Raw genomic sequence first — 19,844 nt, forward strand, 5'->3', positions numbered from 1 at the left:
GTTCACGGCACTCAGTGCCATGCAGTGACGAAGGACACCGTCCGTACGGCAAGATGACCGGGTGACCCACCGCGACGACGTCCCCTTCGATCTGGCCTCGATGCGCAAGCAGTACCGGGCGGAGGGGCTCTCCGAGACCGAGCTGGCGGCGAGCCCCGTCGAGCAGTTCGCGCGCTGGTTCAAGCAGGCCGCGACCGACGGCGGGCTGTTCGAGCCGAACGCCATGATCGTCTCGACGGCCGACGCCGAAGGTCGGACGAGTGCCCGCACGGTGCTGCTGAAGCACTTCGACGAGCAGGGCTTCGTCTTCTACACGAACTACGAGTCCCGCAAGGCCCGTGACCTGGCGGAGAACCCTTTCGTCTCTCTGCTGTTCCCCTGGCATCCCATGGCCCGGCAGGTCATCGTGAGCGGGATCGCCCGGCGCACCGGCCGCGACGAGACGGCGGCGTACTTCCGCACCCGCCCGCACGGCTCACAGCTGGGCGCGTGGGCCAGCGCCCAGTCCTCGGTGATCTCCACCCGGGCCGACATCGACGCCGCGTACGCGGAGCTGGCGGCCCGCTACCCGGAGGGCGAGCAGGTGCCGGTGCCCCCGCACTGGGGCGGTTTCCGGGTGGCCCCGCAGACGGTGGAGTTCTGGCAGGGCCGGGAGAACCGGCTGCACGACCGGTTGCGGTACGTGGAGCAGCCGGACGGGAGCTGGCGGGTGGAGCGGCTCAGTCCGTGAGGTTCAGATGCCGATGAGCCGGACGCGGTCGCCGCACAGCCGCGCCATGTCGTCGACATCGGACGTCAGCACGGCCACCGGGCCCGGCTGGCGCAGTGCCACCTCGGCGACAGTCGCGTCGATCGCGTACTTGTGGCCGTGCAGCTCGGCGGCCTTCAGCAGTTCAGCGGATGCTTTCGCGGCGGCCTCGGTCACCGGCTCGACCTTGACCCGCGAGAGCGCCCACTGCAGTCGAGGCATGTTCACCCGCGCATGGCTGACTTCCACGATGGTGTTGGCGCCGATGACGAAATCGGCGCCCATGGCGTGCAGCACCTGGAACATGGCCAGGATCTTGCGGTCCTGGGCAATCCAGGCGGAGAGCCCCTGAGAATCCAGGACGACCGTCTCGACGTGCTCCATCACGCAGCACTCGCCGATCCGCCGGCATCCGTCGTACCGAAGATCCTGGAGCGGGCCTCGGCCAGTTCCTCCTCGGTGAAGGCCCCGTACTCCTCCTGGTGACGCATCAGGTCGGCGCCGAGCAGCTGATGCCGCAGCTGGCGTGCCACCGCCTCGGCGACATAACCGGAGACGTTGTCGGTGAGTTTCCTGAGTTCGGCGACCTGGTCGGTCGGCAGTGTCACTGTGATGCGTGTCGTGTCCGCCATGCTGCGAGCATACTGCGGTATGCGCATCCCGCGTCCGCGCTGACACCTGCTTTCTCAGCCCAGCGTCTCCTCCAGCAGTCCCGCCCACTGGGCCACCACCCGTTCCCGGCGGGCCGCGTCGTCGGTGAGGAGGTTGGCCAGGCCCAGGCCGCGGGCCATGTCGAGCAGGCCCTGGACCGTTTCGCGGACGCCCGGCAGGGACTCGTCGGCGGCCAGGAGGTCGACGGCTATGCGGTGGGTCTCGCGGCCGACGCGTGATTCGAGTTCGGTGACGCGGGGCCGCAGCTGCTCCTCGTTGGACGCGGCGACCCAGAGGTGGAGGGCCGCGCGGAACAGCGGCCCGGTGTAGAGGTCGACCAGGGCGGCGACGACGGCGTGGCGGTCTCCGGCCGCGCCGTCGGGGAACAGGGCGCGCAGGGCCGTGGAGCGTTCCTCGGCGACGTACTCGACGGCCGCCGTGAAGAGGTCCTCGCGGGTCGGGAAGTGGTGCTGGGCGGCGCCCCGGGAGACACCGGCGCGTTCGGCGACGACGGAGACGGTCGATCCTGCCCAGCCGTGCTCGGCGAGGCAGGACACGGCGGCCTCCAGGAGCCGCTGCCGGGTCGCCCGGCTGCGGTCCTGCTTGGGGACTCTCTCCGCACGGTCGGCCGTGCTCACACCACCCATGCCGGATCCCGTCGTTCGAGGAAGGCCGTCATCCCCTCGCGGGCCTGCGGCGAGGAGAACAGCCGGGCCGAGAGCGCGGTCAGGTCGGCGGCGTCCCGGTCGAAGGCTTCCAGCACCCTAGCCGTGAGCAGCCGTTTCGTCTCGGCCAAGGCGTCGGGGGCGGAGCGGCGCAGGCCTTCGAGGATGGGCTCGAGGGCCGTGTCGACATCCTTGGCGCAGGTCGTCAGCAGACCCGTCGCCCGCGCTTGCGCCGCGTCGAAGCGTTCGCCGGTGAGGTAGTGGCGGGCGAGGGCGCGGGGGTCGGCGCGGGGCAGGAGCGGCAGGGAGATGACCGCGGGGGCGACTCCGATGCGGACCTCGGTGAAGGCGAAGGTGGCGTCCGTGGAGGCGGCGGCGATGTCGCAGGCGGCCAGGAGGCCGAGGCCGCCCGCGCGGACGTGGCCGGTGACCCGGGCGAGGACCGGTTTGGGCAGCTCGATGATCTGCCGCAGCAGGGCGACCAGCGCCTCGGGTGGTGGGGGGTCCTTGAGGTCGGCGCCCGCGCTGAAGGTGTTGCCGGTGTGGGTGAGGACGATGGCGCGGACGCCGGGGTCCTCGGCGGCGTCGGTGAGCGCGTCGGCCAGTTCGCCGACGAGGGCCACCGAGAGGGCGTTGCGGTTGTGCGGCGAGTCGAGGGACAGGGTCTCCACGGCGCGGTCGCGGGTGCGGGCGACGAGTGTCATGTGCTCTCCCTGAGCTGTCGGCGGAGGATCTTGCCGGAGGCCGCGCGGGGAACGCCGACGATGAAGGTGACGTGGCGTATCCGCTTGTAGGGGGCCACGCGTTCGGCGACGAACATCATGATCTCCGCCTCGGTGAGGTCGGCCGCGGACGGCTGGCGGACCACGTAGGCGTGCGGGGCCTCGTTGCCGTCGTCGTCGTACCTGCCGACGACGGCGGCGTCGGCGATGCCCGGGTGGGTGAGGAGCAGCGCCTCCAGTTCGGCGGGTGCCACCTGGAAGCCCTTGTACTTGATGAGTTCCTTGACACGGTCGACGACGAACAGCCAGCCCCCACCGTCCACGTGTCCGACGTCGCCGGTGTGCAGCCAGCCGTCGGGGTCGATCATGGCCGTGGTGGCGTCGGGACGGCCCAGGTAGCCCTTCATGATCTGGGGGCCGCGGATGAGGATCTCGCCGGATTCGCCGACGGGGAGGTCCCTGCCGGGGTCGTCGAGGGAGACGATGCGCATCTCGGTGCCGGCGATGAGCTTGCCGACGGTTCCGGGCGGGGCGTCGCTCATGGCGTCCAGGGGGACGACGTGGGTGCCGGGCGACAGTTCCGTCATGCCGTAGGCCTGGCCGACGGGCGGCAGGCCGAGCCGCCGGGAGCAGGCGGCGGCGAGGCGGGCGTCCAGGGGCGCGGCGGCACTGATGATGTACCGCAGGGACGACAGGTCGTACCGGGCGACGGCCGGGTGCTTGGCGAGGGCCAGGACGATCGGCGGGGCCACGTACAGGGCGGTGATGCGGTGGTTCTGGACGGCCGCGAGGAACTGCTCCAGGTCGAAGCGGGGCAGGACGACGACGGTGGCGCCCTGCCGCAGGGGCGCGTTCATCAGGGCGGTGAGACCGTAGATGTGGAAGAAGGGCAGGACGGCCAGGACGCGCTCGCCCGGGCCGGCGGGGATCGCCGGGTGCAGCTGGGCGAGGTTGGTGGCGATCTGCCGGTGGGTGAGCATCACGCCCTTGGGGGTGCCGGTGGTCCCGGAGGAGTAGGGCAGGGCGGCGACGTCCTCGGCGGGGTCGACGGCGACCCGGGGCTCGGGGGCGGTGCAGGCCAGCATGTCGATCAGGGAGCGGTGGCCGCTCGCGCCGTCGCACACGAAGATCTCGCGTACCCCGCCCGCGAGTTCGGCGGCCCGGCGGGCGGTGTCCAGCAGCGGTGACACGGTGACGATCCAGCGGGCCCCCGAGTCCCGCAGCTGCTTGGCGAACTCCTCGGCCGTGGCGAGCGGGTGCACGGTGGTGACGGTGGCACCCGCGCGCGTGGCCGCGTAGAAGGCGGTCGGGAAGGCGATGGTGTTGGGGCTGTGCAGGGCGAGGACGTCGCCCTTGCGGACACCGGCCTCGGCGAGGGCGGCGGCGACGCGCCGGTGGAACCGGTCCACCTGCTCGTACGAGAGGGTGGTGCCGTCGGTGCCGTCGATCAGGGCCGGGGTGTCACCGAACTCGGCGGCCCGGGCCAGGACGGCGTCGTGGATGGGCAGGTCGACGGGCGGGACGTCTGCGTACTCGCTGCGGAACAAGGCGGGTTCCTCCTCGCGGCGCGGGCCGTCTCGGGTCCTCAGTACGACTTGGGCAGGCCCAGGGTCTGGTGGGAGACGTAGTTGAGAATCATCTCCCGGCTCACCGGGGCGATACGAGCCACGCGCGCGGCCGTTATCAGCCGGGCCAGGCCGTACTCGCGGGTGAGGCCGTTGCCGCCGAGCGTGTGCACGGCCTGGTCGACGGCCTTGACGCAGGCCTCCCCGGCGGCGTACTTGGCCATGTTGGCGGCCTCTCCGGCACCCATGTCGTCGCCCGCGTCGTAGAGGGCGGCGGCCTTCTGCATCATCAGGCGCGCGAGTTCGAGGTCGATGTGCGCCTGGGCCAGGGGGTGGGCGATGGCCTGGTGGGCGCCGATGGGGGTGTTCCATACGGTGCGGTCGCGGGCGTACTCGACGGCCTTGGCGAGGGCGTGGCGGCCCATGCCGATCGCGAAGGCGGCCGTCATGACGCGTTCGGGGTTGAGGCCGGCGAAGAGCTGGAGCAGGCCCGCGTCCTCGTCGCCGACCAAGGCGTCGGCGGGCAGCCGTACATCGTCCAGGACCAGCTCGAACTGCTTCTCCGCGGCGTGGAGTTCCATGTCGATCGGACGGCGGATGAAGCCGGGGGTGTCGCGCGGGACGATGAAGAGGCAGGGCTTGAGGCGGCCGGTGCGGGCGTCCTCGGTGCGGCCGACGATCAGGGTGGCGTCCGCGATGTCGACGCCGGAGATGAAGACCTTGCGGCCGGTGAGGAGCCAGTCCGTGCCGTCGCGTCGGGCCGTGGTCGTGATGCGGTGGGAGTTGGAACCGGCGTCGGGTTCGGTGATGCCGAAGGCCATGAGGCGGGTGCCGTCGGCGAGGCCGGGGAGCCACTGTCGTTTCTGGGCGTCCGTTCCGAAGCGGGCTATCACGGTGCCGCAGATCGCCGGTGAGACGACCAGCATGAGGAGGGGACAGCCTGCCGCGCCGAGCTCTTCGAGGACGATGGAGAGTTCGCAGATGCCACCGCCCCCTCCTCCGTACTCCTCGGGGAGGTTGACGCCCAGGTAGCCGAGTTTTCCCGCCTCGGACCAGAGTGGGGCGGTGTCGGTTTCCCGGCCGTGGCGTTTGCCCAGTGCGGCGACGGCTGTGCGCAGGGACTTGTGTTCGTCGGTCTCGATCGTGGCCATGTGACTCCTTCGTCGTGGCTGATCGCGCAGTTCCCCGCGCCCCTAAGAGGTCTCCGTCACCACGGCCAGCAGTGAGCCCGGCTCGACCTGCTGGCCCGGTACGACGCGCAGGTCGGTCAGTGTTCCCGTGACCGGGGCCGTGATCCTGTGCTGCATCTTCATCGCCTCCAGCCAGAGGAGGGGCTCGCCCGCCTTCACGGGCACGCCGGCCGCCAGGCCGTCGGCGACCCGGACGACCGTGCCCGGCATGGGGGCCAGGAGGGAACCCGGGGCGTGCTGGGCGGCGGGGTCGGGGAAGCGGGGCAGGGCCGTCAGGGCGGTGGCGTTGACGCAGACCTGCTCGCCGTAGCGGGTGACCTCGTACTTCCGCTCCACCCCGTCCGCTTCGAGTACGACCAGGCCGGAGTCGGCGTGCACCACCCGTACCCCGTCCGCCTCCAGGCCCTGCCGGGTGTGCCGGTAGCGGACCTCGTGCTCCTCGCCCGCCATCAGGTACCGCTTGGCCTGCGGCTGCGCGGGCACGTTGCGCCAGCCGCCGAAGCGGGAGAGGCCGTGGGCGTCGGCGAGGGCGGCGGCCAGGGGGGCGTGCGGGTCGGGCGACGGCTGGATCAGGCCGGGCAGGTGGCGGCCGTAGAAGCCGGTGTCCATGCGGGCCGTGGTGAACTCGGGGTGGCGCAGCGAGCGGACCAGGAGGTCGCGGTTGGTGACGGGGCCGTGGAGCACCGCGCGCTCCAGGGCGGCGGCGAGCACGCGGACGGCCTCCGCGCGGGTGGGGGCGTGGGCCACGACCTTGGCGAGCATGGGGTCGTAGTGGACGCCGATCTCGTCGCCGTCCGTGTAGCCCGTGTCCAGGCGGACCTGGCCGGGGACGCGGAGGCGGTGCAGGGTGCCCGTCTGCGGGGCCCAGTCGCGGGAGGGGTCCTCGGCGTACAGGCGGGCCTCCACGGCGTGGCCCCGGGCCCGGGGAGGCTCGGCCGCGAGGGGCCGGCCCTCGGCGATCCGGATCTGCTCCGCGACCAGGTCGACGCCGAACACCGCCTCCGTGACGGGGTGTTCCACCTGGAGGCGGGTGTTCATCTCCAGGAAGTGCGCCCTGCCGTCGGCGACCAGGAACTCGACCGTTCCGGCGCCCGCGTAGTCCACGGCCCGGGCGGCCCGCACGGCGAGGGCGCACAGCTCGTCCTCCAGCGCGCCGGACAGGCCCGGGGCCGGGGCCTCCTCGATCACCTTCTGATGGCGGCGCTGGAGGGAGCAGTCGCGGGTGCCCAGGGCCCGGACCGTGCCATGGCTGTCGGCGAGGATCTGCACCTCCACATGGCGGCCGTTCTCCACGTACGGCTCGGTGAAGACCTCACCGTCGCCGAAGGCGCTCGCGGCCTCGGCCCGGGCTGCGGCCAACTCGGCGTCCAGGTCCGCGAGACGGCGTACGACCCGCATGCCGCGGCCCCCGCCGCCGGCCGCCGCCTTCACCAGCACCGGCAGGTCGGCCTCGGTGACCTCGGTGAGCGGCCGGATGCCCATGAGCTGCTTGGCGCGGGTCTTGGACGCCATCGCCTCGATCGCGGACGGGGGCGGTCCCACCCAGACCAGGCCGGCGGCCTCGACGGCCCGGGCGAAGCCGGCGTTCTCGGAGAGGAAGCCGTAGCCGGGGTGCACGGCGTCCGCGCCGGCGGCGAGGGCGGCCTCGATGATCAGGTCGCCGCGCAGGTAGGTGTCGGCGGGCGTCTCCCCCGCCAGTCGTACGCTCGCGTCGGCCACGCGCGCGTGGAGGGCGTTCGCGTCGGCGTCCGAGCGCACCGCGACGGTACGGATTCCCAGGTCGTGGCAGGTGCGGAAGATCCGGCAGGCGATCTCGCCCCGGTTGGCGACCAGCATGGAAGTGATCACTGAGGGTTCCTCACATCCGGAAGACGCCGAAGCCGCCGCGCGCGCCCTCGTAGGGGGCGGTGTGGATCGCGGACAGGCACAGGCCGAGGACGGTGCGGGTGTCGCGCGGGTCGATGACGCCGTCGTCGTACAGCCGCCCGGACAGGAACATCGGCAGCGACTCGGACTCGATCTGCCGCTCCACCATGGCGCGCAGCGCGGCGTCCGCCTCGTCGTCGTAGGGCTGCCCCTTGGCGGCGGCCGACTGGCGGGCGACGATCGACAGCACACCCGCGAGCTGCTGCGGGCCCATGACGGCCGACTTGGCGCTGGGCCACGTGAAGAGGAAGCGGGGGTCGTAGGCCCTGCCGCACATGCCGTAGTGGCCGGCGCCGTAGGAGGCGCCCATCAGGACGGACAGGTGGGGGACCCTGGAGTTGCCGACGGCGTTGATCATCATCGCGCCGTGCTTGATGATGCCGCCCTGCTCGTACTCCTTGCCGACCATGTAGCCGGTGGTGTTGTGCAGGAACAGCAGCGGGATGTCGCGCTGGTTGGCGAGCTGGATGAACTGGGCGGCCTTCTGCGACTCCTCGCTGAACAGCACCCCCCGGGCGTTGGCGAGGATGCCGACCGGATAGCCGTGCAGGGCGGCCCAGCCGGTGGTCAGGCTGGTGCCGTAGAGCGGCTTGAACTCGTCGAAGTCGGAGGCGTCGACGATCCGGGCGATGACCTCGCACGGGTCGAAGGGGCTCGACAGATCGCCCGGGACGATGCCCAGCAGCTCCTCGGCGTCGTACTTCGGCGGCTCGGCGGGGCCCGGATCCTCGTACGCCTTGCGGTGGTTGAGGCGGGCGACCACGCGCCGGGCCTGCCGCAGCGCGTCCGGCTCGTCGACGGCGAAGTGGTCGGCGAGGCCCGAGGTGCGCGCGTGCATCTCGGCGCCGCCCAGGGACTCGTCGTCGCTGATCTCGCCGGTCGCCATCTTCACCAGCGGAGGGCCACCGAGGAACACCTTCGCCCGCTCCTTGACCATGATCACGTGGTCGGACATGCCGGGGATGTAGGCGCCGCCCGCGGTGGAGTTACCGAAGACGACCGCGACGGTCGGGATCCCAGCGGCGGACAGCCGGGTGAGGTCCCGGAAGACGGCGCCGCCGGGGATGAAGATCTCCTTCTGGGAGGGCAGGTCGGCGCCGCCGGACTCCACCAGGCTGATCACGGGCAGCCGGTTGGCGAGGGCGATGTCGTTGGCGCGCAGGGCCTTCTTCAGCGACCAGGGGTTGCTCGCCCCGCCGCGCACGGTGGGGTCGTTGGCGGTGATCAGGCACTCGACGCCCTCGACGACACCGATGCCGGTGACGAGGGACGCGCCGACGGTGTGGTCGCTGCCCCAGGCGGCCAGCGGGGACAGCTCCAGGAAGGGGGTGTCCGGGTCGAGGAGCAGTTCGATGCGCTCGCGGGCGAGGAGCTTGCCGCGCTGCCGGTGCCGTGCGACGTACTTCTCGCCGCCGCCCGCGAGGGCCTTGGCGTGCTCGGCGTCGAGTGCGGCGAGCTTGGCGAGCATCGCCTCGCGGTTGGCCCGGTGTTCGGGGCCCGCGGGGTCGAGCGCGGAGGACAGGACGGTCACAGCAGGGCCTCCGGTATCTCCAGGTGGCGGGAGCGCAGCCATTCGCCGAGACCCTTGGCCTGCGGGTCGAAGCGGTGCTGCGCGGCGACACCGGCGCCGAGGATGCCCTCGACGACGAAGTTGAGGGCGCGCAGGTTCGGCAACAGGTGCCGTACGACGGTCAGTTCGCGGCTCTCGGGAATCAGCTGCCGGAACCGGTCGGCGGTCAGCTCGTGCGCGAGCCAGCGCCAGGCCTCGTCCGTGCGGGCCCACACCCCGACGTTGGCGTTGCCGCCCTTGTCGCCGCTGCGGGCCCCGGCGACCAGCCCCAGGGGGGCGCGACGGCACGGCCCCGGCGGCAGCGGCTCGGGCAGCGCGGGCTCCGGCGCGGGTTCGAGGGCCCGGGTGTCCTGTGGGGGCGGCACGGTGATCCGGCGTCCGTCATGGAGGACGGCCACATGGTCGACGGCCCCATGGGGGACGTACACCTCCTCGAAGACCCCATAGGGCGAGCCCTTCCCGGGTGGCGCCGTCACATGGAAGCCGGGGTAACTCGCCAGGGCCAGCTCCACCGCGGCCCCGCTCAGGGCACGTCCCACGGTCTGCTGGTCGGGGTCCCTGACCACCAGCCGCAGCACCGCGCTCGCCGTCTCCTCGGTGTCCGCGTCGGGCCGGTCGGTGCGGACGAGTTCCCAGCGCACGTCGGCGACCTTGCCGAGGGCCGGTTCCAGCTGGTCCCGCACCAGGGCGGCCTTGGCCTCGATGTCGAGGCCGGTGAGCACGAAGACGACCTCGTTGCGGAAGCCGCCCGGCTTGCTGAGCCCGACCTTGAGGGTGGGCGGCGGCGCCTCACCGCGCACGCCCTCGATCCGCACCCGGTCGGGCCCGTCCTGGCGCAGCCGTACGGTGTCCAGCCGGGCGGTGACGTCCGGCCCCGCGTACCGCGCTCCGGCCGTCTCGTACAGCAGTTGCGCGGTCACCGTGCCGACGTCGACGAAGCCGCCGGTGCCGGGGTGCTTGGTGATGACGCAGCTGCCGTCCTCGTGCAGCTCGGCGAGCGGGAAGCCGGGGCGGCGCACGTCGCCGTCCCGGAAGAAGGCGTAGTTGCCGCCGGTGGCCTGCGCCCCGCACTCCAGGACGTGTCCCGCGACCACCGCGCCCGCGAGCCGGTCGTGGTCCTGCGGTGTCCATCCGAACCCGGCGGCGGCGGGCCCGGTGACCAGGGCCGCGTCCGTCACCCGCCCGGTGACGACGATGTCGGCGCCCGCCCGCAGGCACTCGGCGATGCCGAAGCCGCCGAGGTAGGCGTGGGCGGCGAGGCTGCCGGGATGCGCGGCGGTGAGGTCGTCGCCCGCCACCCGGGCGACGCGTACGGGGATGCCCAGCCGGTCCGCCAGCCGCCGGACGGCGTCGGCGAGTCCGGACGGGTTCAGTCCGCCGGCGTTGGCGACGATCCTGACGCCGCGCTCGTGCGCGAGTCCGAGGCAGTCCTCCAACTGCCGCAGGAACGTGCGGGCGTAGCCGGCCGTCGGGTCCTTGAGCCGGTCCCGGCCGAGGATGAGCATGGTCAGCTCGGCGAGGTAGTCCCCGGTGAGGACGTCGAGTTCGCCTCCGGTGAGCATCTCGCGCATCGCCTCGAAGCGGTCGCCGTAGAAGCCGGAGGCGTTGCCTATGCGCAGGGTCACGAGGCGGGGTCCTTCGGCGGGCGTCCGCTGCCGGCCGGTCCCGCGAAGGCCTGCGCGATGCCGAGCCAGCGGTCGGCGTCGGGGCCCTCGGCCCGCAGGGCCAGGTCGGCGCGGTGGGCGCGCTGGGTGACCAGGAGGCAGAAGTCGAGGGCGGGGCCGGTGATCCGCTGCGGGGCGTCGTCGGGGCCGTACGTCCACAGGTCGCCCGAGGGGGCGCGCAGTTCGACGCGGAAGGGGTCGGCGGGCGGGGTGAGGCCGTGCACGCCGAAGGCGAAGTCCCGGGTGCGCACCCCGAGCCAGGCCACATGGCGCAGCCGGTCCGTGGGCGGGCGCGCCACACCGAGCGCGTCGGCCACGTCCTGTCCGTGGGCCCAGGTCTCCATCAGCCGGGCCGTCGCCATGGAGGCGGCCGACATGGGCGGGCCGTACCAGGGGAAGCGCGCCCCGGGCGGGGCCGCCCGCAGCGCCCTCTGAAGTGCCGTACGGCCCTCCCGCCACCGGGCGAGCAGTTCGGCGGGCGGGAGCGCGGCGCCCTCCTCTGCGCCCTCGTCGACGAAGGAGTCGGGGGCGGCGAGGGCCTTCTCGACCAGCGCGTGGAAGCCGTCGGCGTCCGTGACGGCGAGCAGGGCCGAGCGGTCCGTCCAGGCGAGGTGGGCGATCTGGTGGGCCACGGTCCAGCCGGGCGCGGGGGTCGCGAGCGACCAGCGCCGCGGGGGCGACCCGGCCACGAGGCGGTCGAGTTCCTCGCTCTCCTCGCGCAGGTCGTCGATCACGGACGTCGGATCGGACACGGGCGCTCCCCTCGGGGCACTTCGGTGTGCGGGGTGGTGCGGCGTGCTGAGGAGCATGGCAGCGACCCCGGAAACAATCAAGCGTGCTTGCATGAATTGGTGAGGTGGCCGGAAGGGTGCTCCTCGGCGGCGGGATCACTACACTCCGGGTCGCGCTCGTTCCATTGGTCACGCATCGGGGGGACACGAGGATGAGCAACTGGAATCCGGGCGGGCAGCCGCCTCACGACCCGAACGGCCCACGGCCAGGGCCCTTGCCGCCCTCGCCCGGCCCGTACGCGCCGCCGGGGGGTGGTTATCCGCCCCACATGCCGCCGCCCGGGGGTGGTTATCCACCCCATGTGCCGCACCCCTATGTGCCCCACCCGGCGCCACCGCTCCCCGGCCCCGTCGCGCGGCTGCGGCGGCGGATCGGGCCCGTCCACACCGCGCGCCGGGTGTTCCGGCCGTCCCGGCCCGACCTCGTCGAGGACGCCTTCATCGCCCGCATGCAGAAGATCCGCACGCTGGTGGGGCTGGCCGCGGTGGTGTGGGTGTCGGTGAGCTACAAGGTCGGCAGTTCCCTGCGGGACGTCGCCGACGACCGCGTCCACCAGTCGTGGATCAACGTGCTGGTGCTGTCCGTGACCCTGCCGGTGGTGGTGGGCGTCCTGCTGGCGCTGACCGCGCCGTCGGCCCGGCGGGATCTGCTGCGCCGGGCCGCGAAGCCGTTCGGGGCGATCTTCGCCCTGATCGCCGCGGTGTTCGTGTTCCCGCTGACGGTGCTGACCGGCTTCGTCGACGGACGGTTCGCCACCAACCCGGCGATGACCGTGGCCACATGGGTGATCATCGTGCTCATCCTGGTGTGGGTGCTGCCGTTCATCGCCTGGGGCATCGGCCTCGCGCTGCTGCACGTGTTCCGCACGGCCGACATCCACCCGACCATGCCGCCGCTGCTCGCCATGACGCTGGTGTGGGAGATGACGCTGATCGACCTGTTCAGCGGGGCGTACGCGGGGGTGCCGGGGCCGGTGCGGGCGGTGTTCATGCTCGGGGCGCCGCTGTCGGTGACCGCCGTCGGAGTGTGGGAACTGCGTCGGCTGAGGGCGCACTACGGGATCTCGGTGCGCGGGGTCGTGGTGCGGTAGGGCTCGGCGCCCGCGGTGTCACGGGCCCGGTGGGCCCGGTGGGCCCGGTGGGCCCGGTGGGCCCGGTGGGCCCGGTGGGCCCGGTCGGCTCAGCCGGCCTCGTCCGCCGCGCGCGCCGCCTTCTCCAGCCGGTGCCGGTGGGCCTCCCACATGGCCCGGTCGCCCGGCGGCACGCTGTCCTTGCCCGGCGTCAGACCGACCGACCCGTCGATGAGCTCGCGCACGATGTCGGCGTGACCGGCGTGACGGCTGGTGTCGGCGATCACCCGCACCAGGATGTGGTGCAGCGTGGTCTCGCGCCGCTCCTCGGGCCACCACGGGACGCGTCCGACCGCGTCCAGCGGCAGGGCCGCGATCGTGCCGTCCGCGTGCTCCCACGCCGCGCGGTACAGCCCGGTGACGTCCTCGCGGGACTCGTCCGCCGTGGCCCACATGTCGGCGTTCGGCTCGGCGTCCTCCGTGTACCACCAGGGCGGCGGGTCCTGCGCGAAGAACGGCCGGCCGAAGGTGTCGCCGAAGTACCCCAGCTCCACACCGGCGGTGTGCTTGACCAGTCCGAGCAGATTGGTGCCGGTCGGTGTCAGCGGCCGGCGGATGTCGTACTCCGAGAGCCCGTCGAGCTTCCACAACAGCGCGTTCCGCGCCTCCTGGAGATAGCGCAGGAGGTCGGCTTTCGGATCCGGAGCGGTCATGCGCGCAGTCTCGCAGCCGGCACTGACAACCGGGGCCCGGCGGCCCCGGGACCGCCGGACGCCAAGGCCCGTCAGCCCTCCAGTGCCGTGCCCTCGAGCGCCGCCGTCTTCTTGCGGCCGCGGCCCACCTGGGTGCGTACCGCGCCCATGCTCGCCGCGACGACCAGGGCGATCGCGGCGGCCTCGGCGGCGCTGAGGGCCTGGTCGAGGATGAGGAAGCCGGCCGTCGCGGCGATGGCCGGTTCGAGGCTCATCAGGATCGCGAAGGTGGAGGCGGGCAGGCGGCGCAGCGCGAGGAGTTCGAGGGTGTAGGGAAGGACCGAGGAGAGCAGGGCCACCGCCGCGCCGAGGCCGAGCGTCACCGGGTCGAGCAGCTTCGTCCCCGACTCGGCGATGCCCAGGGGCAGGAACAGCACCGCGCCCACCGCCATCGCCAGGGCCAGTCCGTCCGCCTGCGGGAAACGGCGGCCCGTACGGGCGCTGAAGACGATGTAGGCCGCCCACATGGCGCCGGCACCCAGGGCGAAGGCCGCACCGGTGGGGTCGAGGCCGCTGAAGCCGCCCCCGCCGAGGAGGAAGACACCGGCGAGGGCGAGCGCCGCCCAGACGACGTTGATCGCGCGGCGGGAGGCGAAGACCGACAGGGCGAGCGGGCCGAGCACCTCCAGCGTGACGGCGGGACCCAGCGGGATGCGGGCGACGGCCTGGTAGAAGAGGCCGTTCATCGCGGCCATGGTGACGCCGAAGACGACGACCGTGCCCCAGTCGGCGCGCGAGTGGCCGCGCAGCCGCGGACGGCACACCAGGAGCAGCACGACCGCCGCGACCAGCAGCCGCAGCGCCACCACCCCGAGAGCACCGGCCCTCGGCATCAGCGTCACGGCCAGGGCGCCGCCGAACTGCACGGAGATCCCGCCCGCCAGCACCAGGCCCACGGGCCCCAGGAAGCCGAACCGGCCCGGGCCGGCGCCCGGCGCGGTGGCGTCGGCGGTCGCGGACGGAAGCGGGGTGGCGGTCTCCGGCGGGGTCACTGGCGGGTCCTGTACTCGAGGGGCGGTGTCCGGGTCCTGCGTGTGTGCGGTGCGTACACCCGGATGCACTCAACGTACAGCCCGATGCACTGCACAGTCCAGGGTAATGGACTTCGTCAGGTGCGTGAACCCTTTTTGCCTCTGTCTCGGGCTGTGAGACCTCAGCGGCGGGACAGGTACATGTCGAACGCCTTGTAGAGCAGGCGGTTGAGCGGGTAGTCCCACTCACCGAGGTACTCCACCGCCTCGCCCCCGGTGCCCACCTTGAAGCGCAGCAGGCCCAGCAGATGGCTGGACTCCTCCAGGGTGTCGGTGATGCCGCGCAGGTCGTAGACGGCGGCGCCGAGTTCGTGCGCGTCGGTCATCATGCGCCACTGCACGGCGCTGCTGGCCTGGACCTCGCGGCGGCGGTCGGTGGAGGCGCCGTAGGAGTACCAGACGTGGTCGCCCACGGTCAGCATCGTGGCCGCGGCGAGCACCTCCCCGTCGTGGTAGGCGAGGTAGAGCCGCATCCGGTCCGGGTGTTCGGCGGTGAGCGCGCTCCACATGCGCTGGAAGTACGGCAGCGGGCGCGGGATGAAACGGTCCCGCTCGGCGGTCTCGCCGTACAGCTCGTGGAAGGCCGGCAGGTCCTCCAGGTCGCCGCGCACGACCTTCACCCCGGCCTTCTCCGCCTTCTTGATGTTGCGGCGCCACTGCTGGTTCAGGCCGCCGTGGATCTCCTCCAGCGACCGGCCGGCGAAGGGCACCTGGAAGACATAGCGGGGCTGTCCCGCGGCGAAGCCGTCCTCCCCGGCGGCCCCGGACTGCCGCCAGCCCATGCGGCGCAGACCGTCCGCGACCTGCCCGGCCCGCGGTTCGTACGACGTCGCCCGCACGTCGCGCAGCCGCCGGGCGGACGGGTCCGCGATGGCCGCCTTGACGGCCTCGGCGCTCCAGCGGCGCACCACGACCGGCGGCCCCATCCGCACCGCGAAGGCGCCCCGCCGCCTCAGGTGGGCGAGCATCGGCTCCAGCAGCCGTTCCAGGCCGGGCTCGTGCCAGTCCAGGAGCGGGCCCTCGGGCAGATACGCGAGGTGGCGCGGCAGCCCGGGCACCCGCGGCCCGGGCAGCGGGCGCAGCAGCACCAGCCCCGCGCCGACGAGCTGCCCGCCGTCGTCGAACCAGCCGAGGCTCTCCGCCTGCCAGTCGGGCTTCACCTCGCCCCAGGCGGGGAGCTGGGTGTGGCTCGCGGAGGGGCGGGCCGTGACGAACGCGAGGTGCTCGTCACGGGTGATCGGCTGGACGCGGACGCTCATGCGCGGGCTCCTTCGAGCAGCGGCCCTCGGCGGGCGGTGACTGGTCCCGCGAGCCTAGGAGCGGCCCCGTCTCTCCCCCGGCTCAGACACTCGGGTGGACCCGTGCCGTGGCCCGAACGCCTTACGCGCCGCCGGGCCGGCGGTCCTCCTCCAGCGCCTCGGCCAGCACCTCCGCCAGGTGCCTGCCCCGCACGCCCGCCAGCTGCTCCAGCTGGGTGCGGCAGGAGAAACCGTCCGCCAGGACCACCGTGCCGTCGGGGGCGTCCCGCACGGACGGCAGGAGCTGCTCCTGCGCGCAGGCGGCGGACACCTCGTAATGGCCCTTCTCGAAGCCGAAGTTCCCCGCCAGGCCGCAGCAGCCGCCGCTCAGTTCACCGGAGAGCAGGGCCGCCTCCCGCAGCCGGCGCTCGGCGGCGTCGCCCAGCACCGCGTGCTGGTGGCAGTGGGTCTGCCCGGCCACCGGGCGGTCCACGCGCGGCGGGGTCCAGCCGGGGGCATGGCGCTCCAGCGTCTGCGCGAAGGTGAGGACCTTCGCGGCGAGCCGGGCCGCGCGCGGGTCGTCGTGCAGCAGCTCGGGGAGGTCGGTGCGCAGGGCCGCGGCGCAGCTCGGCTCCAGCACCACGACCGGGGCGCCGGTCTCCAGCACCGGTTCCATCAGGTCGAGGGTGCGGCGCATGACGGCCCGGGCGCGGTCCAGCTGGCCCGTCGAGACGTACGTCAGCCCGCAGCAGACCCGGCCCCGGCCGCGCAGCAGGGACAGCGGGTCGAGGGCGACCGTCCTGCCGTCGCCCACGGGCGGTTTCGCCAGGTGCAGGGTGGGCGGCAGCGCCACCCGCAGCCCGGCCGCCTCCAGCACGCGCACGGCCGCCCGCCCCACATCCGGCGAGAGGTGCTCGGTGAAGGTGTCGGGCCACAGGACGACCAGCTCGCCCTGCGCGGAGGGGCCGGGTGCCCCGCGCCCCTCCCACCACCGGCTGAACGTCCGCGACGCCACCCGCGGCAGGTCCCGCTCCGGGGCGATCCCGCCCAGCCGCTTCGCCGCCCATGCCAGGGGCCGTACCCGGGACAGCGCGTTGACCAGCCACGCAGTGCGCGTACGGGACACCGCCCGCAGCCACACCGGCAGTCTGCCCATCACGACGTGCGCGGCCGGGCGGCGCCGCCCGGCGTAGTGGTGGTGCAGGAACTCCGCCTTGTACGTGGCCATGTCGACCCCGACCGGGCAGTCCGAGCGGCAGCCCTTGCAGGACAGGCACAGGTCGAGCGCGTCCCGGACCTCGGTCGAGCGCCAGCCGTCCGTCACCACCTCACCGGCGAGCATCTCGTGCAGCAGCCGGGCCCGACCGCGTGTGGAGTGCTCCTCGGCGCCCGTCACCCGGAAGGAGGGGCACATGACGCCCGAGCCCGGCGCCGGCGCCGTACGGCACTTGGCCACGCCCACGCAGCGCCGCACCGCCGCCGAGAAGTCGCCGCCGTCGGAGGGGTAGCCGAAGGCCACGTCGACCGGTTCGCGGGGCAGGGCGGAGAAGCGCAGGTTCGTGTCCAGGGGCGCCGGGCGGACGAGCATCCCGGGGTTGAGCAGGTCGTCCGGGTCCCACACCCCCTTCACCCGCTCGAACAGGCCCACCATCTCGTCCCCGTACATCCGCGGCAGCAGCTCGGCACGCGCCTGCCCGTCGCCGTGCTCCCCGGACAGCGACCCGCCGTGCGCCACCACCAGGTCGGCGAGCTCCTGTGAGAAGCGGCGGAAACGGGCGATCCCGGGCGGTGTCAGCAGGTCGAAGTCGATCCGGACGTGGATGCAGCCGTCCCCGAAGTGCCCGTACGGCGCGCCGCGCAGCCCGTGCGCCGCCATCAGCGCCCGGAAGTCCCGCAGATACGCCCCGAGCCGGGCGGGCGGCACCGCGCAGTCCTCCCAGCCCGGCCACGCCTCGGTCCCGTCCGGCATGCGCGTCGCCGTACCGCTCGCGTCCTCCCGGATCCGCCACAGCGCACGCTGCCCGGCCGGGTCGGTGATGACGAGCGCGTCCACCACGTCGGCCGCCCGCACGATCGCCTCCGCACGCGCGCGTGCCTCGGCCGCCGACTCCCCGCCGGTCTCCACGAACAGCCAGGCCCCGCCCCGCGGCAGTCCGGCCGCGGACGGCACCAGGTCCGCCGCCATCCCCTCCACGGTCAGCGGCCGGAGTGGCAGCAGCCCGGCGGCGGCCTCCGCCGCCGCGCCCTCGTCGGCGTACCCCAGCACGGCGAGCGCCCGCGCGCGGGGCGCCTCGACCAGGCGTACGACCGCCTCCGTCAGCACACCGAGGGTGCCCTCGGAGCCACAGAAGGAGCGGGCCACATCGGCGCCCCGCTCGGGCAGCAGGGCGTCCAGCGCGTAGCCGGAGATGCGGCGGGGCAGTTCCGGGAACCCGGTGCGCAGGCGCGCCAGTTCCCCCTCGGCCAGGGCCCTCAGCCCGTCCGGCGCCCCGGTCCAGTCCCGGCCGAGCCGCAGGCGCTCCCCGCGGGCGGTGACGACGTCCAGCTCCCGCACACTGTCCGCCGTGGTCCCCCACGCCACCGAGTGGGAGCCGCACGAGTTGTTGCCGATCATGCCGCCGAGCGTGCACCGGCTGTGCGTGGACGGATCCGGCCCGAACCGCAGCCCGTGCGGGGCGGCGGCCTCCTGGAGCCGGTCGAGCACCAGTCCCGGCTGCACCACGGCCGTCCGCTCCCCGGGCTCCAGGGCGACCAGCCGGTTCATGTGCCTGGTGAAGTCCAGGACGACACCGGTGCCGGTGGCCTGGCCGGCGATGGACGTGCCCCCGCCGCGGGCGACGACCGGAACGCCGTGCTCCCGGCACACCGCGAGGACGGCGGCCACGTCGTCGGCGTCGACGGGGGCGACGACCCCCTGAGGTATGCGCCGGTAGTTGGACGCGTCCATCGTGACCAGCGCACGGGAGGTGACGTCGAACCCCACCTCGCCGCGGACGGCCCCCCGCAGTTCTGCTTCGAGATTCCCCATGTCCCCCACTCAACACCGTCTCACCCGACGGACGACGTTTCGCCCGCGTTTCCACAAACGGCTACGCTCGCCTGCGTGGCTGAGATCCGGATTCCCTCTGACATCAAGCCCGCGGACGGACGTTTCGGCGCGGGTCCCTCCAAGGTGCGGACGGAGGCGCTGGACGCCCTCGCCGCGACCGGCACCTCTCTGCTGGGCACCTCACACCGCCAGGCCCCCGTCAAGAACCTGGTCGGCCAGGTGCGCGAAGGCATCAGCGAGCTGTTCCAGCTGCCCGACGGCTACGAGGTCGTCCTCGGCAACGGCGGCTCGACGGCGTTCTGGGACGTCGCGACGCACGGCCTGATCGAGAACAGGTCGCAGCACCTCAGCTTCGGCGAGTTCTCCTCCAAGTTCGCCAAGGCCGCCAAGCTCGCACCCTGGCTGGCCGAGCCGGACGTCATCTCCGCCGACCCGGGCACCCACCCCGAGGCGGTCGCCGAGGCGGGCGTGGACGTCTACGCGTTCACCCACAACGAGACCTCGACCGGTGTCGCCATGCCGATCAAGCGCGTGGCCGGTGCCGACGAGGGCGCGCTGGTCCTGGTCGACGCCACCTCCGGCGCCGGCGGCCTGCCGGTGGACGTCTCCGAGACCGACGTCTACTACTTCGCCCCGCAGAAGTCCTTCGCCTCCGACGGCGGCCTGTGGATCGGCGTCTTCTCCCCGGCCGCGATCGAGCGCGCCGAGCGGATCCACGCCTCCGGCCGCCACGTGCCGGAGTTCTTCTCGCTGCCGACGGCCATCGACAACTCCCGCAAGAACCAGACGTACAACACCCCGGCCCTCGCCACCCTCTTCCTGCTGAACCAGCAGCTGGAGTGGATCAACGGCCAGGGCGGCCTGGACTGGGCGGTCCGGCGCACGGCGACCTCCGCCCGCACGCTGTACGGCTGGGCCGAGGACATCAAGTACGCCAACCCGTTCGTCACCGACCCGGCCAAGCGCTCGCAGGTCATCGGCACGATCGACTTCACGGACGAGGTCGACGCCGCCGCCGTCGCCAAGGTGCTGCGCGCCAACGGCATCGTCGACACCGAGCCGTACCGCAAGCTGGGCCGCAACCAGCTGCGGGTGGCGATGTTCCCGGCGATCGACCCGGCGGACATCGAGGCGCTCACCAAGTGCGTCGACTACGTGATCGAGAAGCTCTGACCTTCACGCACACGACCTGAGTGACGAGGGCGTCCCGCA

The 19,844-nt window shown here is 73.2% G+C and carries 17 protein-coding genes; 3 read left to right on the forward strand and 14 right to left on the reverse strand.

Features of this window, described 5'->3' with window-relative positions; genetic code table 11:
• Nucleotides 1-61: 61 nt before the first annotated feature.
• Nucleotides 62-730 (forward strand): pyridoxamine 5'-phosphate oxidase, encoded by a 669-nt coding sequence (gene pdxH, locus AB0I06_RS18015; protein ID WP_363119786.1) that lies wholly within the window; start codon nucleotides 62-64, stop codon nucleotides 728-730.
• Nucleotides 731-733: 3 nt separating this feature from the next.
• Here pdxH and AB0I06_RS18020 read toward each other — a convergent pair whose 3' ends face one another.
• The 10 genes from AB0I06_RS18020 to AB0I06_RS18065 are packed head-to-tail and all read right to left on the reverse strand — an operon-like array spanning nucleotide 734 to nucleotide 11,453.
• Nucleotides 734-1,135 (reverse strand): DNA-binding protein, encoded by a 402-nt coding sequence (locus AB0I06_RS18020; RefSeq protein ID WP_363119787.1) that lies wholly within the window; start codon nucleotides 1,133-1,135, stop codon nucleotides 734-736.
• The gene (locus AB0I06_RS18025; RefSeq protein WP_030849479.1) at nucleotides 1,132-1,380 is read right to left on the reverse strand and encodes a type II toxin-antitoxin system CcdA family antitoxin; all 249 of its coding nucleotides are present in this window, start codon (nucleotides 1,378-1,380) and stop codon (nucleotides 1,132-1,134) included. The genes AB0I06_RS18020 and AB0I06_RS18025 overlap by 4 nt, the downstream gene beginning before the upstream one ends.
• Before the next feature lie 54 nt (nucleotides 1,381-1,434).
• Entirely contained in the window at nucleotides 1,435-2,046 is a 612-nt protein-coding gene (locus tag AB0I06_RS18030) for a TetR/AcrR family transcriptional regulator (RefSeq protein WP_363119788.1), read from the reverse strand.
• Nucleotides 2,034-2,768 (reverse strand): enoyl-CoA hydratase family protein, encoded by a 735-nt coding sequence (locus tag AB0I06_RS18035; protein WP_363119789.1) that lies wholly within the window; start codon nucleotides 2,766-2,768, stop codon nucleotides 2,034-2,036. The genes AB0I06_RS18030 and AB0I06_RS18035 overlap by 13 nt, the downstream gene beginning before the upstream one ends.
• The gene (locus AB0I06_RS18040) at nucleotides 2,765-4,333 is read right to left on the reverse strand and encodes a 4-coumarate--CoA ligase family protein (RefSeq protein WP_363119790.1); all 1,569 of its coding nucleotides are present in this window, start codon (nucleotides 4,331-4,333) and stop codon (nucleotides 2,765-2,767) included. The genes AB0I06_RS18035 and AB0I06_RS18040 overlap by 4 nt, the downstream gene beginning before the upstream one ends.
• 38 nt (nucleotides 4,334-4,371) lie before the next feature.
• Nucleotides 4,372-5,502 carry an acyl-CoA dehydrogenase family protein gene (locus AB0I06_RS18045; protein WP_363119791.1) on the reverse strand — a complete coding sequence of 377 codons (1,131 nt, stop codon included), beginning with the start codon at nucleotides 5,500-5,502 and terminating at the stop codon, nucleotides 4,372-4,374.
• A 42-nt stretch (nucleotides 5,503-5,544) separates the two neighbouring features.
• The gene (locus tag AB0I06_RS18050) at nucleotides 5,545-7,389 is read right to left on the reverse strand and encodes a biotin carboxylase N-terminal domain-containing protein (RefSeq protein ID WP_363119792.1); all 1,845 of its coding nucleotides are present in this window, start codon (nucleotides 7,387-7,389) and stop codon (nucleotides 5,545-5,547) included.
• 10 nt (nucleotides 7,390-7,399) lie between these two features.
• Nucleotides 7,400-8,998, reverse strand: coding sequence for a carboxyl transferase domain-containing protein (locus AB0I06_RS18055; protein WP_363119793.1), 1,599 nt, complete (start codon nucleotides 8,996-8,998; stop codon nucleotides 7,400-7,402).
• Complete coding sequence (locus AB0I06_RS18060) at nucleotides 8,995-10,662, reverse strand: acyclic terpene utilization AtuA family protein (protein WP_363119794.1); 1,668 nt, start codon at nucleotides 10,660-10,662, stop codon at nucleotides 8,995-8,997. Before AB0I06_RS18060 ends, AB0I06_RS18055 begins: the two co-directional genes overlap by 4 nt.
• Nucleotides 10,659-11,453 carry a TIGR03084 family metal-binding protein gene (locus tag AB0I06_RS18065; RefSeq protein ID WP_363119795.1) on the reverse strand — a complete coding sequence of 265 codons (795 nt, stop codon included), beginning with the start codon at nucleotides 11,451-11,453 and terminating at the stop codon, nucleotides 10,659-10,661. Before AB0I06_RS18065 ends, AB0I06_RS18060 begins: the two co-directional genes overlap by 4 nt.
• Before the next feature lie 341 nt (nucleotides 11,454-11,794).
• On the opposite strand from AB0I06_RS18065, the gene AB0I06_RS18070 reads away from it, so the two are divergent.
• A complete protein-coding gene (locus AB0I06_RS18070; protein ID WP_363119796.1) occupies nucleotides 11,795-12,583 on the forward strand; it encodes a hypothetical protein in 789 nt (262 codons plus the stop codon).
• Between the two features lie 89 nt (nucleotides 12,584-12,672).
• Here AB0I06_RS18070 and AB0I06_RS18075 read toward each other — a convergent pair whose 3' ends face one another.
• The 4 genes from AB0I06_RS18075 to AB0I06_RS18090 all read right to left on the reverse strand — a co-directional run bounded on the left by AB0I06_RS18075 (nucleotide 12,673) and on the right by AB0I06_RS18090 (nucleotide 18,611).
• The gene (locus tag AB0I06_RS18075; RefSeq protein WP_363119797.1) at nucleotides 12,673-13,275 is read right to left on the reverse strand and encodes a DinB family protein; all 603 of its coding nucleotides are present in this window, start codon (nucleotides 13,273-13,275) and stop codon (nucleotides 12,673-12,675) included.
• Nucleotides 13,276-13,346: 71 nt separating this feature from the next.
• A complete protein-coding gene (locus AB0I06_RS18080; protein ID WP_363119798.1) occupies nucleotides 13,347-14,306 on the reverse strand; it encodes an EamA family transporter in 960 nt (319 codons plus the stop codon).
• Between the two features lie 161 nt (nucleotides 14,307-14,467).
• Nucleotides 14,468-15,604, reverse strand: coding sequence for a peptidoglycan bridge formation glycyltransferase FemA/FemB family protein (locus AB0I06_RS18085; protein WP_363119799.1), 1,137 nt, complete (start codon nucleotides 15,602-15,604; stop codon nucleotides 14,468-14,470).
• 121 nt (nucleotides 15,605-15,725) lie between these two features.
• Nucleotides 15,726-18,611, reverse strand: coding sequence for an FAD-binding and (Fe-S)-binding domain-containing protein (locus AB0I06_RS18090; RefSeq protein WP_363119800.1), 2,886 nt, complete (start codon nucleotides 18,609-18,611; stop codon nucleotides 15,726-15,728).
• 75 nt (nucleotides 18,612-18,686) lie between these two features.
• Between AB0I06_RS18090 and serC the strand changes: the two genes are divergently transcribed.
• Nucleotides 18,687-19,805, forward strand: a complete 1,119-nt coding sequence (gene serC, locus AB0I06_RS18095; protein WP_363119801.1) for a phosphoserine transaminase — start codon at nucleotides 18,687-18,689, stop codon at nucleotides 19,803-19,805.
• Nucleotides 19,806-19,844 lie beyond the last annotated feature (39 nt).

The sequence above is a fragment of the Streptomyces sp. NPDC050674 genome (assembly GCF_040654575.1).
Taxonomy (GTDB): domain Bacteria; phylum Actinomycetota; class Actinomycetes; order Streptomycetales; family Streptomycetaceae; genus Streptomyces.